The sequence below is a fragment of the Arsenicicoccus dermatophilus genome (genome assembly GCF_022568795.1).
Lineage (GTDB): Bacteria > Actinomycetota > Actinomycetes > Actinomycetales > Dermatophilaceae > Arsenicicoccus > Arsenicicoccus dermatophilus.
On the sequence record NZ_JAKZHU010000001.1, the window covers coordinates 1535353 to 1558004 of the forward strand.

At 72.9% G+C, this 22652-nt stretch carries 23 protein-coding genes and 1 pseudogene; 8 read left to right on the top strand and 16 right to left on the bottom strand.

Annotated elements, in window-relative coordinates; all coding sequences use genetic code 11:
• Positions 1-60: 60 nt before the first annotated feature.
• The 3 genes from MM438_RS07160 (at position 61) to MM438_RS16920 (ending at position 4932) form a co-directional block, all read left to right on the top strand.
• Positions 61-1044 (top strand): ribose-phosphate diphosphokinase, encoded by a 984-nt coding sequence (locus MM438_RS07160; RefSeq protein ID WP_241451817.1) that lies wholly within the window; start codon positions 61-63, stop codon positions 1042-1044.
• A gap of 173 nt (positions 1045-1217) precedes the next feature.
• Positions 1218-4133 carry an AMP-binding protein gene (locus tag MM438_RS07165; RefSeq protein WP_241451818.1) on the top strand — a complete coding sequence of 972 codons (2916 nt, stop codon included), beginning with the start codon at positions 1218-1220 and terminating at the stop codon, positions 4131-4133.
• Positions 4027-4932: a GNAT family N-acetyltransferase gene (locus MM438_RS16920; RefSeq protein WP_407568113.1), complete on the top strand. Its 906-nt coding sequence runs from the start codon at positions 4027-4029 to the stop codon at positions 4930-4932. The genes MM438_RS07165 and MM438_RS16920 overlap by 107 nt, the downstream gene beginning before the upstream one ends.
• On the opposite strand, the gene MM438_RS07180 is transcribed toward MM438_RS16920, so the two are convergent.
• Entirely contained in the window at positions 4913-6079 is a 1167-nt protein-coding gene (locus MM438_RS07180; RefSeq protein WP_241451819.1) for a GNAT family N-acetyltransferase, read from the bottom strand. The two genes, MM438_RS16920 and MM438_RS07180, sit on opposite strands and share 20 nt — an antisense overlap.
• Entirely contained in the window at positions 6076-7170 is a 1095-nt protein-coding gene (locus tag MM438_RS07185; protein WP_241451820.1) for a GNAT family N-acetyltransferase, read from the bottom strand. The genes MM438_RS07180 and MM438_RS07185 overlap by 4 nt, the downstream gene beginning before the upstream one ends.
• 19 nt (positions 7171-7189) lie before the next feature.
• On the opposite strand from MM438_RS07185, the gene MM438_RS07190 reads away from it, so the two are divergent.
• Positions 7190-7684: a peptidase gene (locus MM438_RS07190; protein ID WP_241451821.1), complete on the top strand. Its 495-nt coding sequence runs from the start codon at positions 7190-7192 to the stop codon at positions 7682-7684.
• A gap of 31 nt (positions 7685-7715) precedes the next feature.
• Here MM438_RS07190 and hflX read toward each other — a convergent pair whose 3' ends face one another.
• The 4 genes and pseudogenes from hflX to MM438_RS16705 all read right to left on the bottom strand — a co-directional run.
• Complete coding sequence (gene hflX, locus MM438_RS07195) at positions 7716-9191, bottom strand: GTPase HflX (protein WP_241451822.1); 1476 nt, start codon at positions 9189-9191, stop codon at positions 7716-7718.
• Between the two features lie 148 nt (positions 9192-9339).
• The gene (locus tag MM438_RS07200) at positions 9340-9714 is read right to left on the bottom strand and encodes a hypothetical protein (RefSeq protein ID WP_241451823.1); all 375 of its coding nucleotides are present in this window, start codon (positions 9712-9714) and stop codon (positions 9340-9342) included.
• A 118-nt stretch (positions 9715-9832) separates the two neighbouring features.
• Positions 9833-10846, bottom strand: coding sequence for an alkaline phosphatase D family protein (locus MM438_RS16700; RefSeq protein WP_338155519.1), 1014 nt, complete (start codon positions 10844-10846; stop codon positions 9833-9835).
• Positions 10836-11399, bottom strand: a pseudogene (locus MM438_RS16705) (alkaline phosphatase D family protein); the annotation flags it as partial. The gene MM438_RS16700 and the pseudogene MM438_RS16705, both read right to left, overlap by 11 nt.
• A 46-nt stretch (positions 11400-11445) precedes the next feature.
• Here MM438_RS16705 and MM438_RS07210 point away from each other — a divergent pair.
• Positions 11446-11700 (top strand): histidine phosphatase family protein, encoded by a 255-nt coding sequence (locus tag MM438_RS07210; RefSeq protein ID WP_241451824.1) that lies wholly within the window; start codon positions 11446-11448, stop codon positions 11698-11700.
• A gap of 28 nt (positions 11701-11728) precedes the next feature.
• Entirely contained in the window at positions 11729-12430 is a 702-nt protein-coding gene (locus MM438_RS07215) for a class I SAM-dependent methyltransferase (protein WP_241451825.1), read from the top strand.
• Between the two features lie 7 nt (positions 12431-12437).
• On the opposite strand, the gene MM438_RS07220 is transcribed toward MM438_RS07215, so the two are convergent.
• The 5 genes from MM438_RS07220 to miaA all read right to left on the bottom strand — a co-directional run bounded on the left by MM438_RS07220 (position 12438) and on the right by miaA (position 16206).
• Positions 12438-12806 carry a hypothetical protein gene (locus tag MM438_RS07220; protein WP_241451826.1) on the bottom strand — a complete coding sequence of 123 codons (369 nt, stop codon included), beginning with the start codon at positions 12804-12806 and terminating at the stop codon, positions 12438-12440.
• 275 nt (positions 12807-13081) lie between these two features.
• A complete protein-coding gene (locus tag MM438_RS07225) occupies positions 13082-13549 on the bottom strand; it encodes a roadblock/LC7 domain-containing protein (protein ID WP_241451827.1) in 468 nt (155 codons plus the stop codon).
• Complete coding sequence (locus MM438_RS07230; RefSeq protein ID WP_241451828.1) at positions 13546-14028, bottom strand: hypothetical protein; 483 nt, start codon at positions 14026-14028, stop codon at positions 13546-13548. Before MM438_RS07230 ends, MM438_RS07225 begins: the two co-directional genes overlap by 4 nt.
• A 328-nt stretch (positions 14029-14356) precedes the next feature.
• Positions 14357-15238, bottom strand: coding sequence for a diaminopimelate epimerase (dapF, locus tag MM438_RS07235; RefSeq protein ID WP_241451829.1), 882 nt, complete (start codon positions 15236-15238; stop codon positions 14357-14359).
• Complete coding sequence (miaA, locus tag MM438_RS07240) at positions 15235-16206, bottom strand: tRNA (adenosine(37)-N6)-dimethylallyltransferase MiaA (protein ID WP_241451830.1); 972 nt, start codon at positions 16204-16206, stop codon at positions 15235-15237. The genes dapF and miaA overlap by 4 nt, the downstream gene beginning before the upstream one ends.
• Before the next feature lie 106 nt (positions 16207-16312).
• On the opposite strand from miaA, the gene MM438_RS07245 reads away from it, so the two are divergent.
• Positions 16313-16510: an antitoxin gene (locus tag MM438_RS07245; protein ID WP_241451831.1), complete on the top strand. Its 198-nt coding sequence runs from the start codon at positions 16313-16315 to the stop codon at positions 16508-16510.
• Between the two features lie 151 nt (positions 16511-16661).
• Positions 16662-16865 (top strand): hypothetical protein, encoded by a 204-nt coding sequence (locus MM438_RS07250; protein ID WP_241451832.1) that lies wholly within the window; start codon positions 16662-16664, stop codon positions 16863-16865.
• A gap of 114 nt (positions 16866-16979) precedes the next feature.
• Here MM438_RS07250 and miaB read toward each other — a convergent pair whose 3' ends face one another.
• The 5 genes from miaB to MM438_RS07265 all read right to left on the bottom strand — a co-directional run bounded on the left by miaB (position 16980) and on the right by MM438_RS07265 (position 22617).
• Positions 16980-18500 carry a tRNA (N6-isopentenyl adenosine(37)-C2)-methylthiotransferase MiaB gene (gene miaB / locus MM438_RS07255; RefSeq protein WP_241451833.1) on the bottom strand — a complete coding sequence of 507 codons (1521 nt, stop codon included), beginning with the start codon at positions 18498-18500 and terminating at the stop codon, positions 16980-16982.
• Positions 18501-18633: 133 nt separating this feature from the next.
• Entirely contained in the window at positions 18634-20460 is a 1827-nt protein-coding gene (locus MM438_RS07260; RefSeq protein ID WP_338155520.1) for a polynucleotide kinase-phosphatase, read from the bottom strand.
• Positions 20391-21137, bottom strand: a complete 747-nt coding sequence (locus tag MM438_RS16710; RefSeq protein ID WP_338155521.1) for an AAA family ATPase — start codon at positions 21135-21137, stop codon at positions 20391-20393. Before MM438_RS16710 ends, MM438_RS07260 begins: the two co-directional genes overlap by 70 nt.
• Positions 21130-21282 carry a hypothetical protein gene (locus MM438_RS16715; RefSeq protein WP_338155522.1) on the bottom strand — a complete coding sequence of 51 codons (153 nt, stop codon included), beginning with the start codon at positions 21280-21282 and terminating at the stop codon, positions 21130-21132. Before MM438_RS16715 ends, MM438_RS16710 begins: the two co-directional genes overlap by 8 nt.
• Before the next feature lie 75 nt (positions 21283-21357).
• Positions 21358-22617 carry a 3' terminal RNA ribose 2'-O-methyltransferase Hen1 gene (locus MM438_RS07265; RefSeq protein WP_338155523.1) on the bottom strand — a complete coding sequence of 420 codons (1260 nt, stop codon included), beginning with the start codon at positions 22615-22617 and terminating at the stop codon, positions 21358-21360.
• Between the last annotated feature and the right edge of the window lie 35 nt (positions 22618-22652).

The following is a 22652-nucleotide window of genomic DNA, read 5'->3' on the forward strand; positions in this document are numbered from 1 at the left end:
GGCGTGCGGGTCCCGCCTAGACTGGTGCCGCCTCCCGCCCCCCACCCGCGAAGGTGACCCGTGCGCGACATCGTCGTCTTCTCCGGCAGCGCCCATCCCGCCCTGGCCCGACGGATCTGCGACGAGCTGGGGGTCCCGCTCTCCGGGGTCGACGTCGTCCGGTTCAGCAACGACTGCCTGCAGGTGCAGCTGCTCGAGAACTGCCGGCAGAAGGACGTGTACCTGATCCAGCCACTGGTGCCGCCGACCCAGGAGCACCTGTTCGAGCTGCTGCTGATGATCGACGCGGCCCGCGGGGCCTCGGCGGCCAGCGTCACGGCGGTGATGCCGCACTACGCGTACGCCCGCTCGGACAAGAAGGACGCGTCCCGCATCTCCTTCGGCGGTCGGATGGTGGCCGACCTGATCCAGACCGCCGGCGCCCACCGGGTGCTGACGATGACCCTGCACGCACCGCAGGTGCACGGGTTCTTCGGCGTGCCGGTCGACCACCTGACCGCCACCGGCCTGCTCGCCGACCACTTCCGCGGCCGGGACCTGACCGACCACGTGGTGGTCTCCCCCGACTTCGGCAACGCCAAGACCGCGTCGCTGCTCGCCCGGCTCCTCGGACTGCCCGTGGCCGCAGGCTCCAAGCAGCGCAAGGCTGACGACAAGGTGGTCATCGACATGATCGTCGGCGACGTCGCCGGGCGCACCGCGATCGTGCTCGACGACGAGATCGCGACGGGCGGGTCCATCGTCGAGCTGCTCGCCCGGCTCCAGGAGGCCGGGTGCGAGCGCGCGGCCGTGGCCTGCACCCACGGCCTGTTCACCGGCAAGGCCGTGGAGCGGCTGCGGGACCACCCGATGGTCACCGAGGTGGTCACCACCGACACCGTGCCCTCCCCGCAGGACTGGCCCCGGCTGCAGGTCTGCTCCACGGCCGGGCTCTTCGCCGAGGCCATCGACCGGATCCACGCGGGCGCCTCGATCTCCAGCCTGTTCGACGGCGTGGACCCGGCCTATGCGCCCCCGCAGATGCGGATGGACTTCGGCGACTGAGGGATATCACGGAGAGTCAGGTTCCGTGACTTTCGGAACAGGACTCCCCGGGCTCGGCTACTCCGATCGGACCGCGCGCCCTGCAAGCCCCCTGACGGGGCGTTCCTGCGCCCGTAGCGTGATGACCCAGGTGCGTCGATCGTCGGCGCCTGAGGCCCGGGGGGATCTGGCCGATGACGCAGGTGCAGGACAACTCGCCCGCCACCGACGGTGGCGCGTGGACGGAGCTGGCCGAGGCCGACATCACCGAGGGCGTGATCCCCCGGCTGCGGCAGGTGGTGCGCGCCCGACCGGACGCGCTGGCCGTGTCCGACGAGCAGGAGCAGCTCTGCAACGCCGAGCTCGCCCGCCGGGCCGCAGGGACGCTGGTCCTGCTGCGCCGCCGGCTCGCCGGCCTGGACCCCGCGCCGACCCCGCGTGGTCCGGAGGCCTTCGGCGGGCAGGAGCCGGTCGCCATGTGCTGCGGTCACACCGTCGACGCCGTCGCCACCCTGGTCGCCGTGATCGCCTCCGGCCACCCGGTGCTGGTCCTCGACCCGCGGACCCCCGGCCCCCGGCTCGCCCAGCTCGTGGAGCGGGCGGGTGCACGCCTGGTGCTGGTCGACGCCGACAACGAGACCCTGGTCTCCCAGGTCGGCGCGGTCGCGGTGCCGCTGCGCGAGGGTGGCCCGACCGACCCGGACGTCCTGTGGGCGAACCCGCCCGAGGCCTCGGCCGTGGCCTGCCTCGCCTTCACGTCGGGCTCCACGGGCGCCCCGAAGCCGGTCGCCAACGACCACCGCCTGCTCGTCCGCGACGCCTGGAACTCCTCGGTCGCCACCCACTGCTACTCCTCCCAGGACACGATCGCGCACACCCTGCCGATCGCCTTCCACGCGGGCCTGACCACCACCGTGCACGGCCTGCTCGTGGGGGCGCCGATGCGGCTCTACGACACCCGCAGCCGCGGGATCGCGGCGCTGCCGGCCTTCATCGCCGAGCACGGGTGCACGCTGATGATCACCAGCCCGGCCATCCTGCGGGCCTTCGTGGCCTCAGAGCCGGACCCGGCCCACCTGCGGACCCTGCGCAACCTGACGGTCGCCGGGGAGCCGTCGTACGGCCGGGACGTCGAGGCGGTCCGCCCCCTGCTCCCCGCCGAGTGCTTCGTCCGCAACCGCTACGGCTCCTCCGAGACCGGTCTCATCGCGGAGTATGTCGTCACCCCCGGCCACCCGCCGCTGGACGGGCCGCTCCCCATCGGACGCGGTGTCGGCTGGACCATCCTGTCCGTGGTCCCGGACCCCGAGGGCGACCCGGCGGTCGGGCGGCTGAGCGTCACCGCGCCGGACGTCGCGCTCGGCTACTGGGGCCTGCCCGAGGCCACCGAGGCGGCCTTCACCACCAACCCCGACGGCACCCGGACCTACCTCACCAGCGACCTCGGCCGGCGGCGAGCCGACGGGATCCTGGAGATCGTCGGCCGCTCCGACCACAGCGTCAAGGTCCGCGGCTACCTCGTCGATCCCGGGGAGGTGGACGCCGCCCTGTCCACGATCGACTCGATCCGCGAGTCGGTGGTCGTCAGCCGACCTCGACCGACCGACGGCCGTCCCCGGCTGGTTGCCTACGTCGTCCCGCAGGACCCCTCCTTGGCCCAGGACGAGCCGATCGTGCCCGACCCGCACCTCGCGTCGACCTGGCGGCAGTCGCTGCGCGCCCACCTGCCCGCGCACATGGTCCCCGAGGCCTTCGTGCTCGTGGCCGCGCTGCCCCGCAACGACCGGGGCAAGCTCGACCGGTCCGAGCTGCCCGCCGTGCCCGCCGTCGATCCCGGACCCCAGCGGACCTCCCGCTGGGAGCAGCTCGTCGCCGAGCAGTGGGCGGCGGCCCTGGAGCAGGACGTGGTCGTCGAGCCGGAGTCCGACTTCTTCGGCCTGGGCGGCGACTCGCTGGCGGCGGAGGCGCTCATGGCCCGCCTGGTGTCCGAGCTCGGGATCGCCCCGGACCGCGCCAAGACCTCCGTGCTCGCGCAGGCGCCCACGCTGGGGGAGTTCGCCGCCGCCATCCGCGAGGAGCGCAGCGAGCCGGACCCCTGCGTGATCACCCTGGTGCGGGACGACGGGACCGGCAAGCGACCTGTCTTCTTCGTCGCGGGCGCGGGCGGCATCGGGATCGCCCTGCGGCCCATCGCCCTGCGCCTGGACGGGCGCCCGGCCTACGCCCTGCAGAACCCCGTCCTCGAGGGCCGAGGGCTCCCCTCGCTGAGCGTCCGGGGACTGGCCCGGCGCTACGTCAAGGCCGTGCGGACGATCCAGCCGGAGGGGCCCTACCACCTGGCCGGGCATTCCTTCGGGGGGATCCTCGGCTACGAGATGTGCAAGCAGCTGCATGCCGCCGGGCAGGAGTCCCGGCTGGTGGTCCTGGACTCCTTCCCCCGGACCCGGCGTTGCAGCCCGCCCCCGTCGAGGGCACCTCCCCGGTCGACCGGGTCCGGTCTCTCGTGCGGGTCCTGCGGGCCTCGCTCAAGGACAGCGCCGGCGCGACCGACGCCTGGCGCTTCGCGGTGCACGCGGACAGCATGGCCCGCTCCTACACCCCCACCCCCTGGCACGGTCCCACCCTGGTCGTCCTCGCCCAGACCCCCGAGAAGGACCGGCGCAGCCGGTGGGCGCCGCACCTCACGGGCCCCTGGGAGCAGGTCGAGATCGCGGGCGACCACTTCACGCTGCTGCGCGAACCCTGGGCGGCGGAGGTCGCCGAGCACGTGCGGCGCCATCTGGGGTGAACTCCCCGGTCCCTGTCCACGACTTGATGGGGCCGTCCAGGTGAGCGATTCGACGCGATGCTCCCCTCCGGACCGGACCAGCGGCTGGCGTCAGCGGCCTGATCAGGCCATTGGCACGACCACCAGACCGAACCGGCCCCCCCGAGGGGTTCCTCGACGCCCAGGACATGACCGCATGACGAGACGAGTGATCGACAGCCAGTTAGGTTGGCGCCATGACACCGCGTCCGCGCCTGTGCCAGACCGCCTTGGACACCACCGATGTTCGAGGCCTCGCAGAGTTCTACCGCGAGCTCCTGGGGCTCGTCTACCGCCCTGGTGACGAACCGCCCATGGACGGAGGCCCCGACGACGCCGACTGGCTCGTCCTGCGGACCCCGGAGGGCGCACCGGCTCTCGCCTTCCAGAAGGTCTGCGAGCTGACGCCCACGACCTGGCCGTCGGCGGAGGTCCCGATGCAGCTGCACATCGACATGACCGTCCCCTGCCTGGACTCCCTGACCGAGGCGCGTCGGCGGGCGGAGTCGCTCGGCGCGACCCTGATCATGGACCGCTCGGACGCCGAGGACGAGCCGCTCTACGTCTTCGGCGACCCGGCGGGGCACCCCTTCTGCGTCTTCGTGACGCCGGTGGAGCGTCGGCAGCTGGCGACGCTCGCGGTCGACGACCAGCTCTACGTCGTAGCGCGCGCCCAGCGGCGCGACGTGCCCACCATCGTGGAGCTCTTGCGCGACGACACCGTCGGATCCTCCCGCGAGAGCGAGGACCTGACGATCTACTACGAGGCCTTCGAGCGGATCGACGCGGACCCGGCCCACATGCTGGCCGTGCTCCTGGACGACCTGGAGCGCATCGTCGCCACCTTGCAGCTCACCCTGCTGCCCGGCCTGGCCCGCCAGGGGGCCACCCGGCTGCAGATCGAGGCGGTGCGGGTGGCACCCCACCTGCGCTCCAGCGGGGTGGGGACCGCGCTGTTCGACTGGGCGCACCGCTGGGGCCGCCACCACGGCGCGACCATGGCCCAGCTCACCACGGACGTCCGACGCGAGGACGCCCACCGGTTCTACGACCGGCTCGGTTACGAGACCAGCCACCACGGGCTCAAGCTCGCCCTGGCCTGAGCGCCCGCGGCCGCTCAGGGACGGTGGGTGCGCAGCCTCGTGCGCCGGCACCGGTCGCGGACCTGCCCCGCCACTGCTCGGCGGTGATCTCGTAGACCACCTCGCCCTGGTCGGCGCCAGGCAGCGGGTCGTCGAAGGCGCGGACGTCGGTGCGGACGTGGTTCATGCCGAGCTTGCGCATGACCCCGCGGGAGGCGGCGTTCACGGCCATCGTCTCGGCATACACCCGCTGCAGGCCCACGGTCTCGAAGCCGTGCCGGAGGAGGGCCTGCGCCCCCTCCGTCGCGAGCCCCTGCCGCCAGTGGCGGCGCTCGAGCCGCCAGCCGATCTCGGCGGAGTCGGGATCGACGGTCACCCAGGGGTCGTGGTCGCTGCGGCCGAGGTCCCACCAGCCGAGGAAGTCGTCACCGGCGAAGCCCACCCACCAGCCGAGCCCCACCGCGTCGGCGACGGTCTCGGTGCACCGGGGCGCCCAGAAGGCGTCGATCTCCTCCGGGGTGCGCGCCCGACCGAGCAGGTGGCGCATCACCTCGGGGTCGGAGTCCAGCCGGTGCAGCAGCGGCAGGTGCTCGATCGTCATGGGGCGCAGCTCGATCCGCTCGGTCCGCAGCACCGGGCGGCCGCGGCCGGGAGGGACCTCCCGGACCATCGCGACCCGAGGCCAGGCGTCCAGCCCGAGCTCGCGCTCGTGGTCGCGCACGGCCCGCAGCTCGCTGCCCCACTCGGCCTCGGGCAGCGTGCGCCAGCCGAGACGCGCGTAGTAGGGCGCATTCCACGGGACGCCGCTGTAGGTCGTCAGGCTGAGCCGCTGCAGGCCCTGGCGGCGGGCCCACTGCTCGGCCGCCTCGAGCAGCCGGGCGCCGATGCGCTGGCCCGAGTGGCGGGGGTGGACGCTCAGCTGGGCGACGTGCGCGTCGCCGTCGACCACGGCGAGCTGGACGAATCCGAGAGGCTCGTCGTGCTCGTCGCAGGCCACGAGCAGCCGTCCGGCCTCCTGGTCCTCGGCGTAGGCCTCCGGCGGCGGAGCGGGCATGTCGGCGACCAGGTGCATCCCGGCGCGGCGGAAGTGGGCCGACCCGGACTGGTCCAGGGCAGGCAGCAGGGCGAGCTCGTCGGCGCGTGCCTCGCGGATGTCGGTGATGCTCACAGGGATCCTTCGGGTATGACCGCGCGGGCGTCGTTGCCACGCACCATCCAGACACTGTCACGGTAGTCCTGCGCCCCGACCCGGATGGCACGGGGGACCCGGCCCACCTCGACCCACCCCATCGCGGTGTAGAAGTGCCCCAGGCCCGAGCCGCTGCGGTAGGTGAGGTCGAGGGTCTCCACCCCGGGCAGGTCCCGGGCCACCGCGTGCAGCCCCGCGAGCGCCACCCGGCCGAGGTTGCGCCCCTGCCAGGTGGGGTCGACCATGAATCTCTTGAGCGTCGCCGTGTGCCGGAAGAGCCTGCCCTCCCGGCGGATCCACCATCCGAAACCGAGCAACCGCTCCTCGTGGTCGCGCAGCACCGCCAGGGTGCGGACCTCGTCGTCGGTGCCCGCGAGGGTGTCGTCGAGCAGCGCCGCGACCTGCTGGCGCGGTGAGTCGCGGGTGAAGCCCACCGAGCCGCCCGCGGCGTTGACGGCGCACCACAGGTCGAGCATCTCGTCCCGCAGCGCGGAGGTCGGCGCGTGGTCCGCGCCGCGCACGACGGTGGTCCGGGGCAGCCAGAAGGCCCGCGACGGGCCGACCCCCGGCGGGTCGGAGGGGACCTCGTGGGGCTCGCCCCGCACCAGCCCGGCCGCCTCCGCGGTGCGCTGGGAGGCGGCGTTGGTGTCGCGGGCGACGGCGAGCACCTGGTGGGTCGGCAGCCACTCGGCGGCCCAGGCGACGGCTGCCCGGGCGGCCTCGCGGCCCAGGCCGGTGCCCTGGGCCTGCGGCACGAGGCGGTAGTAGAGGTTCGCCCTCCCGCCGTCCGTGACCCGCACCCCGGCGAAGCCGAGCGGGCGCCCGGACTCCCGGTCCTCGACCAGCCAGTAGTGCACGCCGAGGTCCTGCCAGGCCTCGACCCAGGTCTGCAGGGTCACCAGGTGGGCCGTCCGATCGGTCGTGATCGCCCACGGCGCATGGGCGTACGTCGCCGGGTCGCCGTGCAGCGCGTGGTGGAAGTCCCGGTCCTGCAGGGTCGGTGGTCGCAGCCGCAGCCGCCGCGTCTGCACGGTGGTCGGGGCGGCGGCAGGCACGAGGCGCGAGGTCATGGCACTAGCATGCCGACCCATGACCCGACCGGCCCGCGTCCCCCTCCCCGCAGGTGAGGTGACCTTCGAGATCACCGACGCGGCCTGGGAGATGATCGCCGTCCTGGGCGGGCACCTGCATGCGTATGTCGGTGGCGAGGGCTGCCGGGCGCGGTCGTTGACGTTCACCACCGACGAGCCGCGCGGCGCGATCGACTGCGAGCTGCCGCAGGAGTCGGTGTGGGACACCGTCGACTGGGAGGCCCGCGAGTGGACCGAGGAGGCGCTCGCGGCGCTGGCCGAGCGGCCCGAGAGCACCCGGGTGACCGTGAGCGCCGAGCTGGCGCCGATGCTGGCGGGCGCGGTGCTGGACTTCGGGGACTACCTCGCGATGGAGCGGTTCGTGTGGTCCCGGCTGCCGTCCGCGGTCAAGGACGACCGGCGGTGCACCTGCCTGCGGTCCTTCGGGGCGCCGCGGGGCAGGCGGGCCCCCTGCCTGGACGACGCCCGGCAGGGGCTCACGCGGCCGGGCTGACCGGCCGCGTGAGCCCCGCTGCCTGGCGGCGTCAGGAGGAGGCGCGGCTCACGGCATACGCCTGGAGCTCGCCCGCCAGCTTGGGGTGGACAAGGGCGTGGACGAGGGTGCCGTCGCCGGTGTGCTCCTCGGCCTCGATCTCACCCTCCGCGTGGAGGCGGCTGACCAGGTCACCCCGATCGTAGGGCAGCAGCACCGCGACCGGGATCTCGGGCTGCGGGAGCTCGTCGGCGATCAGCTGCCGCAGCTCCTCGATGCCCGCCCCCGTGCGCGCGGAGACCACGATCGAGTGCTTCTCGTTGGTGCGCAGCCGCATCAGGGTCTCGGGGTCGGCCGCGTCGGCCTTGTTGACCACCACGATCTCCTTGAGCCGGTCGCCCCCGACCTCGGCGAGCACCTGACGGACCGCGGAGATCTGGCCCTCGGGGTCGGGGTGGGAGCCGTCCACGACGTGGAGCAGCAGGTCGGAGTCTCCGACCTCCTCCAGCGTGGAGCGGAAGGCCTCGACCAGCTGGTGCGGCAGCGCCCGCACGAAGCCGACGGTATCAGCCAGCGTGTAGGGGTGCCCGTCCGGCGTCTGCGCGCGACGGACCGTCGGGTCCAGGGTGGCGAAGAGCTGGTTCTCGACGAGGACGCCCGCGCCGGTCAGGCGGTTGAGCAGGGAGGACTTGCCGGCGTTGGTGTAGCCGGCGATCGCGACGCTGGGCACCTCGTTGGCCCGGCGGCTCGACCGCTTGGCGTCGCGGCCGGTCTTCATCTTGACGATGTCGCGCTTGAGCTGGCTGATCTTGGTGTTGATCCGGCGCCGGTCCAGCTCGATCTTGGTCTCACCGGGACCGCGGGAGCCGATGCCGACACCACCGGCGGCCTGGCCACCGGCCTGCCGGGACATCGACTCGCCCCAGCCGCGCAGGCGCGGGAGGAGGTACTGCAGCTGGGCCAGCTCGACCTGCGCCTTGCCCTCCCGGGACTTGGCGTGCTGGGCGAAGATGTCCAGGATCAGGGCGGTCCGGTCGATGACCTTGACCTTGACCACGTCCTCCAGCGCGCGGCGCTGGCTCGGGGTCAGCTCGCCGTCGCAGATCACCGTGTCCGCACCCTCGGCGCGGACGATCTCGGCGAGCTCCTGGGCCTTCCCGGACCCGAGGAAGGTGCCCGGGTCGGGGCGCATCCGGCGCTGGATGACGCCGTCGAGCACCGTCGAGCCGGCGGTCTCGGCCAGGGCGGCGAGCTCGCGGATGGAGTTCTCCGCGTCCTCGGCCGAGCCCTCGGTCCACACCCCGGCCAGCACCACGCGCTCCAGGCGGAGCTGGCGGTACTCGACCTCGGTGACGTCCTCGAGCTCGGTGGACAACCCACCGACGCGGCGCAAGGCTGCGCGCTCCTCGCGGTCGAGCTGCTCTCCGTCATACGTCTGCTCGTCGTCGAGCCATGGGGAGTCGACCTGGTCGTCCGCGAGCGCCTCGGCGCGGGAGCGGAAGAGGTCGAAGCGTGAAGTAGAAGTCATATCCCCTCTAGGGTCGCACGCGCCCGCCCGGGCGGGCGAACCATTTGTTGCGTCAACGCCGGCGGCGCCCGTCGTATGCCGGAGCGACGTCTCGTCGGCATCGGACGCGGGCGCCGCCGGCCGCACGGCCGCCGCACGGCCCCGACGGTCACCCCTCCAGGTCGGCGACGAGCGCGGCGATCGCCCGGTCGTGCTCGGCCCGGTCGAACCGGAAGGCGATCTCGGGGACCGGGTCGTCGAGGCAGCCCTCGGTCAGGTCGTCCCACACGACCTCGTCCGTGCCGGCCCGGATCCACACCCGCAAGGGGTCGCAGCCCTCGCAGGTGCAGATGCACTCCCGGATCGCCACCCGGCCGTCGTCCTGCGCGGGCTCACCACGGAGGGCGGCGAGCAGATCCTGCGGGCTGACGCCGATCCGCTCGTCACGCGGGTTCTCCGCCAGCAGGCGGGCCAGCAGCTCGTCCGGCGTGCGGCCGTCGAGCAGGACGTCCACGACCTCGATCGTCGGGCCTCCGTCCGGCACGACCGCCTCCCCCACAGGTGTCCCCCGTGCCGGCCACCGCGCCCGAGAGCGGTGGCTCCCCGCTGCGCGCAGGCCGCCCGGGAGACCTGCGCCGGGGTGACGCAGAGCCCCTGACGGGTCAGCAGGGTGCGGGCTGCAGGTCCTTGCTCCACACGGTCTCGCCGAGGCCGTTGCGCAGGCTCACCGAGAAGGTGCCGGCGCGGTCGATCTCGACATACCCGAAGAACATCGCCTTCTGGTCCCGGGGCGACTGGTTCTGGTACCGCGGGACGCCCTGGAAGAGCACCTGCGGGCCGAAGGTCGCGTCCATCGTGCCGGGGCCGAAGGCGCCCGCCGAGATGGGGCCGGCGACGAACTCGTAGAAGCCGTCGAAGTCGGTGAACCTCGCCCTGGCCGGGTCGTAGTAGTGCGCCGCGCAGTAGTGCACGTCCGCGGTGAGCCAGACGACGTTGCGGATCTTGCGACGCTTGATCTCGCTCAGCAGGTAGGCCAGCTCCAGTTCGCGACCCAGCGGCGTACCCTGCTCGCCGTTGGCGATCGCCTCGATGTTCTTGCCGTCCGGGACGATGATGCCGATCGGCATGTCCGCCGCGACGACCTTCCAGGTCGCCCGCGAGCGCTGCAGCGAGTCGAGGAGCCACTCCACCTGCCGGGTGCCGAGGAAGGCCGTGCGGTGCGTCTCCAGGCCGGGGGTGTTGGCGTGGCGGTAGGTGCGCATGTCCAGGCAGAAGACGTCCAGGTGGGAGCCGCGCTCGACGGTGCGGTACATCTGCGGCGCGCGGCCCAGGTCGGGCAGGCCCCGGCCGTGGCGGTCGGCGATCGGCATGAAGTCGAAGAAGGCCTGCCGGGCGCGGGTGGCGAGGACGTCGACGCGCTTCTCCTGGGTGTACCGCGCGTCGTCGAGGACCTGGCCGGGGTACCAGTTGTTGTGGGTCTCGTGGTCGTCCCACTGGCTGATGACCGGCACGTCGGCATACATCCCACGGATGTTGGCGTCCATGAGGTTGTAGCGGTAGCGCCCGCGGAACTCGTCGAGCGTCTCGGCGACCTTGGCGACCTGGGGGGGTGACGACGTTGCGCCACACCTGGCCGTCGGGCTCGACGACGCGCTCGGCGATCGGTCCGTCGGCATAGATGGTGTCGCCGGAGTGGATCAGGAAGTCGGGGCGCAGCCGGTGCATCGCGCGGTAGGCCACCATGCCGCCGAGGTCGGGGTTGATGCCCCAGCCCTGGCCGGCCGTGTCGCCCGTCCACACGAAGGACTGCGGCGCGTCGTGCACCGGGGCCGTCGAGAAGTGGCCGACGCCCACGTCGCCGCGGTGACCGTCGAGGTCCTCGAACTGCACGCGGTACTCGAAGTCGCGGCCCGGGGCCAGGCCCTTGAGCTCGAGCTTGGCGGTCAGGTCGGTCTTGGGGGTGGCCCACGGCCCGGCGACCTCGCGCCAGGAGCCGCGTCGGCCACCGGAGGTGACCCGCACGACCATGCGGCCGGGACGGTCCGAGCGCGACCAGATCATGGCCGATCGGGAGGTGACGTCCCCGGACTGCACGCCGCTCGGCAGGACCCCGCGCGGACGCAGGAGGGCCGGGGCGCCGGTGGCGGAGGCGGTGGACTGGCCGAGGGCGACGAGACCGGCACCGCCGAGGGCGCCGGTCAGCAGGGAGCGACGAGAGACCGTGGGCATGCCTGCCACTGTGCGGGTCTCGCGTGAACACGGGGGGTGGGCACGGGTGAACGCGCGAAGGCACGAGGATGGCACCCTGCGCCGTCTCGTCCTCGTCCGGCATGCCGAGTCCACCGACAACGACCTCTGCGCCCGCACCGGCGCCCGCGTCGGCCGGGTGCCCGATCCGCTGCTCAGCCGGTATGGCGAGAAGCAGGCCGAGCTGCTCGCCGCTGCGCTGAGGCTCCCGGGCGCGTGGTGCGACGAGCGAACCGGTCAAGCAGGACGAGCGGCCCGGCGCACGAGCCGCCTGCTGGGCTGAGCTGCGTGAGGTGGTTACGCTTCGTGCGATGAGCGAGCAGGAGCACTACTTCACGTCGAGCGCGCCGGCCGGCGAGGCCGAGCGCCGCTCGATCCGGATCCGCCTCGTGGGGCACACCGTGGACGTGGAGACCGCTCGGGGCACCTTCTCCCCCGACGGTCTGGACAAGGGGACGGCGGTGCTGCTCGCGCAGGCCCCCACGCCGCCCGCCACCGGCACCTTCCTCGACCTGGGCTGCGGCTGGGGCCCGGTGAGCCTGGCGCTGGGGCTCCTGGCCCCCGGCGCGACCGTCCACGCCGTCGACGTCAACGAGCGCGCCCTGGACCTCGCCCGCCGCAACGCCGCCGCCCTGGGACTCCACGGCGTCCAGGCCCTGCGCGCCGAGGAGGTCCCCGCCGACGTGGGCTACGACCTGATCTGGTCCAACCCGCCGATCCGGGTGGGCAAGCAGGTGCTGCACGAGCTGATGCGGACCTGGCTGCCGCGGCTGTTGCCCGGTGGCGAGGCCTATCTCGTGGTGCAGCGCAACCTCGGCTCGGACTCGCTGCAGCGGTGGCTCGCCGCCGAGCTGCCCGACCTGCAGGTGAGTCGGCACGCGAGTGCCAAGGCCTTTCGCGTGCTGCGGGTCGCTCGCCCCGACACCGAGGCAGGCCTGGCCACCCCCGGGAAGAGCACCGCAGGGGACCTCGTTGCTCGGACGAGATCCCCTGCGGTGCAGCCATACCGGTGAATACCGGTTACGATCGAACTCCGTTCTTGGCGAACACCTGCTTGACCGTGGTGCGGATCAGGGCGAGGTTGGTCTTGTCCTTCTCCGCGGCGAGGTACAGGAAGGTCTCGTCGTTGATCGTCTTGATCAGGTGAAGCTGGTCACCCAGGGTCAGGAGCATGTCCTCGAGCTCGCTCTCGATGCCCAGGGCGCGCATGGTCTTGTACTTGCCCTTGACCATCTCGGAGTTGTAGGCGCTCGCAACCTCGAGATCGAAGTTGGGGCGGTCGCTCCGAGCGGCCAGGGTCATGCCGCTGGACAGATCGACGATCGAGGCACCCATGAATCCATTGATGTCCGCAGCGACCTGATCGATGATGGCGTTGTAGTCAGCCATGTTTGCTCCTTCTGAGCCGGGTGGCTCTGACGTGCCTTTCGGCTCCGGGTTGTCCGGTCCTGTTCCTCCTGGTGCCCGCAGATCGGGCGACGCCGTGCCGTGGCCAGGACCGTGGAGCCGGGCAGGCGGTTCGGGGGGTGGCGCAACGAGCTGACCGGGGGTGCGGGCAGGCTGCGTTGCCTGGTGATGGGCGGGGGCGATGCCGGCGTTCCACCAACGTGCCAGTCGGCCACGAAGCGGAGCAGTCTCGCCCCCCTCGTGGCCTGAAGCTCGTGTCATGCGTGACCTTCCAGGTAGCGCCTGATGTCCTCGCCCACCGATCGGGTCGCGACCAGGAGCACCCCTAGAGTGACATCTCGAGCCGCAACGACCAAGAGGAGCTGTCCGAGGTGAGCGACGTCCAGGCGCTGCAGGACGCACTGGAAGTCCGCACCGCCGATGTTGACCATGGTGGAGCTGACGTCCTCACCCGGGCTCATCGCCTCCCGGTGCGCCGCGGCGACCGCGAAGACCGAGCTGCTGAGCGCCGCGACCTTGCCGACCTGACTGACATCCACCCCCACCGCCGCGATGTTGAGGCCGTCGCCGGTGCACGCCATCGCCCCGATGAGCGTGGGGAGGGAGTCGTACAGGCGCTCGAGGCGAGGAGAGATGGCGGCGCCGAGCAGGTGCGACCAGGCATCCCAGTCCTCCCGCAGCTCAGGGGCGACGCCGGGCAGACTTCCTTGCGCTTGCGGGGTCATCCTTCCTCCAGCTTGAGCAGAGCGGTGCGAACCACCTGGCGCACGTCCTCAGCCTTACGAGGGTCGGCGGCCACCAGGCGGATGCCGGGGTCGAACTCGTCCAGCAGACCACGGAAGTCCTTCAGCTCGAAGGGACTGTCGGGCAGATCGAGCCTGGTGACCGCCACGGTCAGACGCTGGAGCACGTCGGGGACGCCGCGAGAGATGTACTCGATCCACTCCCGGGCCTCGCCGAGTGCGTAGTCATTCTGCCCGTAGAGCCACAGCACCACGGCACAACGGGCGTGAAGAGCACCCTTTCGCGTCAGGTCGAACCTCGCCTGCCCGGGGGTGCCGTAGATGGCCACCGAGCCCAGGTCCTCGCTGGACCACTCGCCGTAGTCGATGCCGACGGTGGTGGTGCGCTTGGGAGTCGTCGGCATCGCCGGCGCCTCGTTCCACGGCACCTCCGTGCTGGCCGCGTCGATGGTCGAGCTCACTCGTACGGCAGTCGTCTTGCCGACTCCCAGGGGGCCGCAGAAAGCCACCTCGTGCTTGACGGTGGAGCCGATGACGGCTTCAGGGCGCGAAGGCGGCCTCTGAGCAGCTTGCTCCGGCACGCAAACCTCCAAGTATCCAAACCGGAAAGAGCACCATGCGGCTCTCTCCCACGCGCACAGGTCGCGCGCGCAGCGGACCTACCGTAGGGCATGGCGGATGTGCACTCGACCCCGGTCGCCCACTCTGCACGAGAATGCTCCGGAGCAGGACTCCCCGCGGCAACCCGATCACCTTCAGTCATTGGTCGGGCCGCCAAAAGGTCGCCCGTCAGAGGCGGACGACCCCGTCCGCGACCAGCGCCGCCGGCCCGCTGAGCTCGACCCGGCCCTCCGGCAGGGGACGTACGTGCACGGTGCCGCCCGGGACGTCCACCCGCCATACGTCACCGGTCTCGCGCACCCCGGCCCACCAGCGCACCGCCAGCGCCGCCGCCGCCGCACCGGTGCCGCAGGAGCGGGTCTCCCCCACCCCGCGCTCGTGCACCCGCATCCGCAGGTGGCCGTCGCCGAGCGGGCTGACGAACTCCACGTTGGTGCCCTCCAGCGGCGCCGGCTGGACGTGCGGCGCCCGGGTCAGGTCCAGGTCGTCGAGCTCGCGTCCGTCCGGCAGCACCACCACGGTGTGCGGGTTGCCCAGGTCGAGCGACAGCGCCGGCACCGCCTCGTGGTCGTCCACCTTGACCAGGGCGTCCGAGCCGTCCCGCGCGGCGACGTCCGGCTCGGCGAGGCGCCAGGGGCCGAGGTCGACGGCATACAGCTCCTCGCCGTCCGGACCGGTCGACACCCGCACCCGCTTGGTCCCCGCCCGGGTCGCGATCGCGAACTCCCCTGCCCGCTCGAGACCCTCGCGCCGCAGGTAGGCCGCGAAGACGCGGGTGCCGTTGCCGCACATCTGCGCCAGCGAGCCGTCGGCGTTGCGGTAGTCCATGAACCAGTGCGCCTCCGCGGCCTGGTCCAGCACCTCGGGGACACCCGCCAGCGCGGTCGGCACCACCCGGATCACACCGTCGCCGCCGAGCCCCGCCCGCCGGTCCGCGAGGCGCGCGACCTCGCTGGGCGCCAGGGAGATCGAGCCGTCCGGGTCCGGGAGGAGGACGAAGTCGTTCTCGGTCCCGTGGCCCTTGGTGAAGCGCAGCGCGCGAGTCGTCATGGTGCCCAGTCTCCCCCGAGCGCCGCGATGCCGTCGAGCAGGTCCGCGTGGACCTGCTCGTGCAGCTCCGCGGGCGCCCGATCGCCGGTCAGCACCGAGGTCGTGTCGTGCCACCGGATCCGGGGGTCGGGGCGGAACCACGCCTCCTGGCGCCGGGCGAGCCTGCGGGTCAGCGCGGTCGTCTCCTCCTGGGCCTGCTGCTCGTCCAGGCGCCCGTCGAGCTGACCGAGGGCCTGGGCATAGCCGATCGCCTTGGCCGCGGTGCGCCCCTCGCGCAATCCCCGCGGCTCCAGCATCCGCACCTCGTCGAGCAGGCCCTGCTCCCACATCCGCGCGACCCGGGCGGCGAGCCGCTCGTCCAGCACCGCGCGGTCGGCGCGCAGCCCGATCATCACGGTCGGGAGGCGGTGGGTGCGCTCGGGCATGCTGGCGCTGAAGGGTCGGCCCGTTAGCTCGATCACCTCCAGGGCCCGCACCACGCGGCGGGCGTTGGTCGCCAGGATCCGCTCGGCGGCCACCGGGTCCAGGACGCGCAGCCGCTCGACCAGCACGGGCAGCCCGCGCCGCTCGGCCTCCTGCTGCAGCCGGGCGCGGACGGCCGGGTCCGTCGGCGGTATGTCGAGCAGGTCCAGCGCCGCACGCACGTAGAGCCCCGAGCCGCCCACGAGGACCGGGACGCCCCCGCAAGCCCGGATGGCGTCGATGTCACGGCGCGCCTCGCGCTGGTAGGCCGCGACGCTCGCCTCGTCGACCAGGTCCAGGACGTCGAGCTGGTGGTGCGCGACCCCGCGCCGCTCGGCCGGCGTGAGCTTGGCGGTGCCCACGTCCATCCCGCGGTAGAGCTGCATGGCGTCCGCGTTGACCACCTCGCCGCCGAGTCGCCGGGCGAGCTCGACCCCGACGTCGGACTTGCCGGTGGCGGTGGCGCCGACGACGGCCACCACGGGGGGTGCTGCGGGGTCCGTCATACGCCGATCCTCCCAGAAGGGATGTGCAAACCCGGGCCGAGTGCGTCATGGTGGTGCCGAGGCCGCTGCGGCGGTCGACCTGTCCCCGCACGGAAGGAGTTGCCGCATGAGCATGTTCGACAACCTGAAGGACAAGGCCACCGAGGCCATGGAGCGGCACCCCGACAAGGTGGAGCAGCTCTCCGACCAGGGCATCGAGCGGGCCGGCGACGTGCTCGACTCGCGCACCGGCGGCGAGTACTCCGAGAAGATCGACATGGCGCAGCGTGCCGCCGACGAGCGAGTCGGCGACAACAGCCAGTGACGATCGTGGGATGAGGCCCACCGCCTCCCCCGACGTCCGACCGGCCGAGGCCGTCGTCCCTGCGGGGGCGGCGGCCTCGCCCCATCACCTCGATCCCCGGGACGTCCGCCTGGGGTGAAGGCCCTGACCCGCACCGACGAAGGAGATCGACATGACCCAGGTGTCCGACGAGCAGCGGCCCGAGGGCGCCCGCGCCGCGCAGGAGGCCGCCGCCGAGGCCGCTCCCGGCCAGACCGACCTGGAGCATGCCTCCGCCGACGGCGCACATGGTCAGATGGGCGAGGCCGGGATCACCGGCTCCACGGACGCCGGCACCGGCACGGGGGCCGTGACCGACAGCGGGATGCCCGGCTGAGCCGACCCCCCACCACGCACCAGGGGCCATCGCTGCGGGCGAACGGGCTCCCGTGCGCCCGCCGGCAGTGGCCTCTCGCGGGAGGCCACTGGACCTCTCTCGGCCGTATGCCGGTCAGGCGCACCCGCCGGCGCCGCAGGCCCCCGCGGCGGCCTGCGTGGTCTCGGGCCGGCCGATCGACGGCATGCCCAGCGCCACGGCGGGCTTGCCCGGCACGGGGGCGTCCTGCAGCGCGGCCCAGGCATCGCCGCCCCTGGTCCGGCGCACCCGGTAGGTCCCGCCCGACAGGGCGCCGTCCGCGACCAGGTGGTGCGGCGCGCCATACGTCACGTCGACCTCGACCACGTCGCCCGGACGACCGCGCTCGGCGCCCTCCGGCACCGCGAGGTGGACCAGACGATTGTCCTTGGCCCGGCCCGACATGCGGGCCGTCTCGGTGTCCTTGCGGCCCTCGAAGGGAGCCATCAGCACCTCGACCGTGCGCCCCTCCTGGAGCCGGTTCTCCTCCCAGGAGATCTGGTCCTGCAGCTGCACGAGCCGGTCGAAGCGCTCCTGCACCACGGCCTTGGGCACCTGGTCGGCCATCGTCGCGGCGGGGGTGCCGGGGCGGATGGAGTACTGGAAGGTGAACGCCGACGAGAAACGTGACGCCTGGACGACGCGCAAGGTCTCCTCGAAGTCCGCGTCGGTCTCCCCCGGGAAGCCCACGATGATGTCGGTGGTGATCGCGGCGTGCGGGATCCGCGCCCGGACCCGGTCCAGGATGCCCAGGAACCTCTCCGAGCGGTAGGACCGGCGCATCTCCTTGAGCACCCGGTCCGAGCCGGACTGCAGCGGCATGTGCAGGCTCGGCATGACGTTGGGCGTCTCGGCCATCGCGTCGATCACGTCGTCGGTGAACGCCGCCGGGTGCGGGCTGGTGAAGCGCACCCGCTCCAGACCCTCGACCTCGCCCATCGCCCGCAGCAGCTTGGCGAAGGCCCCGCGGTCGCCGAACTCCACGCCGTAGGAGTTGACGTTCTGCCCCAGCAGGGTGATCTCCACGACCCCCTGCTCCACCAGCGCGCGGGCCTCGGCCAGGATGTCGCCGGGGCGTCGGTCCTGCTCCTTGCCGCGCAGGCTCGGGACGATGCAGAAGGTGCAGGTGTTGTTGCAGCCCACCGAGATCGACACCCAGCCGGCATAGGCCGAGTCACGGCGCGTCGGCAGCGTCGAGGGGAAGGTCTCCAGGGACTCCAGGATCTCGACCTGCGCCTGCTGGTTGTGCCGGGCCCGGTCGAGCAGGGCGGGCAACGAGCCGATGTTGTGGGTGCCGAAGACCACGTCGACCCAGGGGGCCTTGCGAACGATGGTGTCGCGGTCCTTCTGGGCCATGCAGCCACCGACGGCGATCTGCAGGTCCGGGTTGCGCAGCTTGGCCGGGCGCAGCTGGCCGAGGTTGCCGTAGAGCTTGTTGTCGGCGTTCTCCCGCACCGCGCAGGTGTTGAAGACCACCACGTCCGCGGTCTCGGGGCGCTGGTCGAGGGGCAGGCTCGCGAGGTCGACGTAGCCGGCGGTCTCGAGCAGACCCGCCAGGCGCTCGGAGTCGTGCACGTTCATCTGGCACCCGTGGGTGCGCACGTCGTAGGTCTTCATCGTGCGGACCAGGATAGGCGAGCCGAGCGACCGGGCCTGACCCCACGACCAGCGTGCGTGGTGGTCTGGCCCCCTCCGCAGCTTCCCGGCAGCGCGGAGGCCCGCGGCCCCTGCGTGCCTGCGTCGCCCGCGCTCACAGGCGCGGGTCGACGGGCTCGGACTCCAGTGCGAGCACGGCGAAGACCGCCTCGTGCACCCGCCACAGCGGCTCCTCGCGCACGAACCGCCGCACCGACTCCAGCCCCAGGGCGTACTCGCGCTGGGCCAGGGAGCGCTTGGTGCCGAGGCTGCGGTCCTTGAGCCGGGTGAGGTGCTCGGGCCGGGTGTAGTCAGGGCCGTAGATGATCCGGAGGTACTCCCGGCCGCGGACCTTGAGCCCCGGCTGCATGAGCGCCCCGCGGGCGGTGCGGGACAGGTTGGCCACAGGCTTGACGACCATCCCCTCCCCGCCCGCGGCGGTCAGGTCCTCCCACCAGGCGGTGCCCTCGGCGACGGAGTCCGGGTCGGCGACGTCCACCACCAGGCGCCGCGTCGACCGGAACAACTCCGGGTCGGCCTCGACCAGCCGGTCGGCGATCGCCAGGTGCCACAGGTGATCTCGCCGCTCGAAGGTCGCACCGCGCGCGGCCAGCACCTGGAACGGCGCGACCTGCACCCCCGCCATGCCGTCGGTCGGCCACACGTAGCGCCGCCAGGCCAGGTCGTAGGCCGCGGCGGCGTCACGGCGGGCCCGGGCCGTGGCCAGCGCCTCGCCGACGTCGAGCCCGCGCGCCTGCGCCGCCTCGAGAGCCTCGACCTCCACCGGCAGGGTCAGCCGCGCGGCAGCACCCACCGGGGCGTACTGCTCGCGCAGCAGCGGCTCCGACTTGGCCGACCAGGGCAGCAGCTCGGCGTCGAGCAGGAGCCAGTCGGTGCCCAGCTCGTCGAAGAGGCCGGCGGCGCGGGCCGCCACACGGATCCTGCGGGTGAGCTCGACCTGCTGCTCCGCGGCGAAGAAGGCGCGCCCGGTGCGGGTGTAGACCACGTCGCCGCCCTCGTGCAGGAGCACGACGGCGCGCGAGCCCATGTGCTTCTCCTCGCAGACGACCCGGTCGGCGCCCCAGGTGAGGTACTGCCCGAAGGCCTCGGCAGGGTGCTCCAGCACGTCCGGCAGCGGTGAGGTCGCGACGGGCGACATCGTGGGCGGCAGGTAGGGCAGGTGGACCGGGGGCAGCGCGAAGCGGCTCATGACCTCCAGCGCCCCGGCCGCGTCCTGCGGGGAGATCGTGACCCGGCCGAGGTCCTCGGTCTCGATCGAGCGCACGCCCAGCACGTCCTCCAGGCGCAGCTCGTCGGCCGCGCGCCCGGACGCCGCGAGGGGCCTGGCCGGCTCGTAGTGCACGGCGCGCGCGGGCACCTGCACCGTCTCGCGCTCGGGCCAGCGCAGCGCCGACAGGTGCCCGCCGAAGACCGCGCCGGTGTCGAGGCACAGCGTGCCGTTGACCCACTCCAGTCGCGTCGTCGGGGTGTGGCCGTAGAGCACGCTGGCGCGGCCGCGGTAGTCCTCGGCCCACGGGTAGCGCACGGGCAGGCCGAACTCGTCGGTCTCGCCCGTCGTGTCGCCGTAGAGCGCGAACGAGCGCACCCGCCCTGAGGCACGGCCGTGGTAGGCCTCCTTGAGCCCGGCGTGCGCGACCACGAGTCGCCCGTCGTCCAGCACCAGGTGCGACACGAGCCCGTAGCACCAGTCGCGGATGCGGCGGCGCAGGTCCGGGTCGTCCACGCCGGCCCGCTCGATCTCGGCGAGGGTCGTCTCCAGGCCGTGGCTGACCGTGACCTTGGCCCCGTCGAGGGCTCGCACCAGCTTGGCCTCGTGATTGCCCGGTATGGCGAGCGCGTGCCCCGCCGCCGTCATGCCCATGGCCAGGCGCAGGACGCCCACCGAGTCCGGTCCCCGGTCGACCAGGTCGCCGAGCAGCACCAGGGTGCGCCCGTCGGGGTGGGTCGCGTCGACGGGCCGCCCCGCTCGTCCCGGGTGATGACGTAACCGAGGACGTCGAGCAGGTCGAGCAGCTCGTCGAGGCAGCCGTGGACGTCGCCCACCACGTCGAACGGCCCGTGCAGGTCGGTGCGGTCGTTGAGCAGCCGATCCCGCACGATCCTCGCACCGGCGATCTCCTGCTCCGAGGACAGGACCGTGACCTGGCGGAAGCCCTCGCGCTGCAGCGCGCGCAGGGAGCTCTTGAGCTGGCGGTGCTGGCGACGCACCGGCCCCTCGCCGAAGTCGCGCTCCGGGCGGTGGCGGTTGCGCTCGATCGCCACCGACGGGTCGACGTCGAGGACGATCGCCACCGGGAGGACGTCGTGCTCGCGGGCCACGCGGACCAGGTCGGCGCGGGCCTCCTTGCGGGTGCTGGTCGCGTCCACGACGGTGAGCAGCCCGCGGCGCAGACGGGTGCCGACGAGGTGGTGGAGCAGCTCGAAGGCGTCGGCGGAGGCGGACTGGTCGTTCTCGTCGCCGCAGACCAGGGCCCGGCAGGTGTCGGAGCTGACCGCCTCGTAGGGCCCGAACTTCTCGCGGGCGAAGCTGGACTTGCCCGATCCGGAGACGCCGATCAGCACGACGAGGGACAGCTCGGGGACGTGGATCTCAGCCACGGCGAGCCTCCTCGGTGCGAGCGGTGGCGGTCACGGCGGCGGGGTCGGCAGCCGTGGTGGTGGGAGCCGCGGCGGCCGGTGCGGCGGTACGCGTGAGCAGCGCGAGCTGGGTCGGTGGCCCCGCCACCGGGTCGGCCTCCCCCACGTCGTGGTGCTCGACCGCGTAGCCGTGACCAGCGGCCGCGCGCTGCGCCCACGCGCGAAACTCCGCGCGCGTCCACTAGAACCTGTGGTCCGGGTGGCGCAGCTCCCCCTCCCCGAGGCCGTAGACCGCGTTGTGCTCGCGGTTGGGCGTCGTGACGATGACGTGCCGGGGACGAGCCTGGCCGAGCACGGCGGCCTCCAGCGAGGGATGCCGCTCGGGGTCGACGTGCTCGATCACCTCGACGAGCAGGATCGCGTCGAGCCCCGCGAGCGCGTCGTCGACATAGGTCACCGACGACTGGCGCAGGGTCAGCCGCTCTCGGACGGAGTCGGGCATGCGGTCCAGGTGCAGCCGGCGCTCGGCGCGGTCGAGCTCGCGGGCCGACACGTCCACGCCGATCACGCGGGCGAAGGTCGGGTCGGCGAGCAGGCTGCGCAGGTAGAAGCCTTCGCCGCAGCCGACGTCGGCCACCGTGCGCGCCCCCAGGCGCCGCAGCAGGTCCAGGACGGTGGTGCGGCGGATCTCCTTGAGCGGCGCAGCGACCGGCGGCGCCTCGGGTGCATCCGCGTCGTCCCGGCTGCCGTCGAGCTCCGTCAGTCGCGCGGTGGCGTCGTCCACCAGACCCCGCAGCCCGAGATAGCGGCGGGTGATGAGCTCGCGCTCGGGGTGGCCGGGCAGCCAGCGCTCGCCGCGACGCAGCAGCTTGTCGACCTCGTCGGAGGTGGTCCAGTAGTGCTTGGAGCCGTCGAGCACCGGCAGCAGGACGTAGAGGTGGGTGAGCGCGTCGGCGAGGCGGTGGTCGCCGGTGAGCGTCACGTCGGCCGCGGGCGCATCACCCCAGTCGAGCGCCGCGTCGTCCCCGGCCAGCGGGGTCGTGGTGGCCTCGACGCGCCACCCCAGGGGCTCGAAGAGCGCGCGCACGAGCGTCGGTCCGGATCGCTCGCGCGACCCACCGCATGGCATGGCCGGCACCCGCACCGTCAGCGGCAGCGCCTGCCCGACCAGGTCGGGGCAGGCGTCGCACCGGCCGTTCATGGCGGTCTTGAAGACCTGGGCGATCGCCGTCGACATCATCGAGCCCGCGACATAGGGCCGGTCGTTGATGTACTGCCCGAGCGTTCCCGGCGGCGCCTTGATGCCGCGTCGGCGCACCAGGGCGATCGGGTCGACGTCGACCTGCAGAGCCACGGTGCACCGCTCGGGTGTCGCCTCGGGGTAGTAGACCGTGGCCCGCCCCACGCTCAACGTCGTGCTCTGGACCCGGTCGGGGTGCTTGTGCAGCAGGAAGCCGAGGTCGGTGGCAGACGTGGCCGTGGACGTCAGCATCAGCAGCATGGTGTCGAGTATCGCAGCCGGGTCGGCGCCACCCC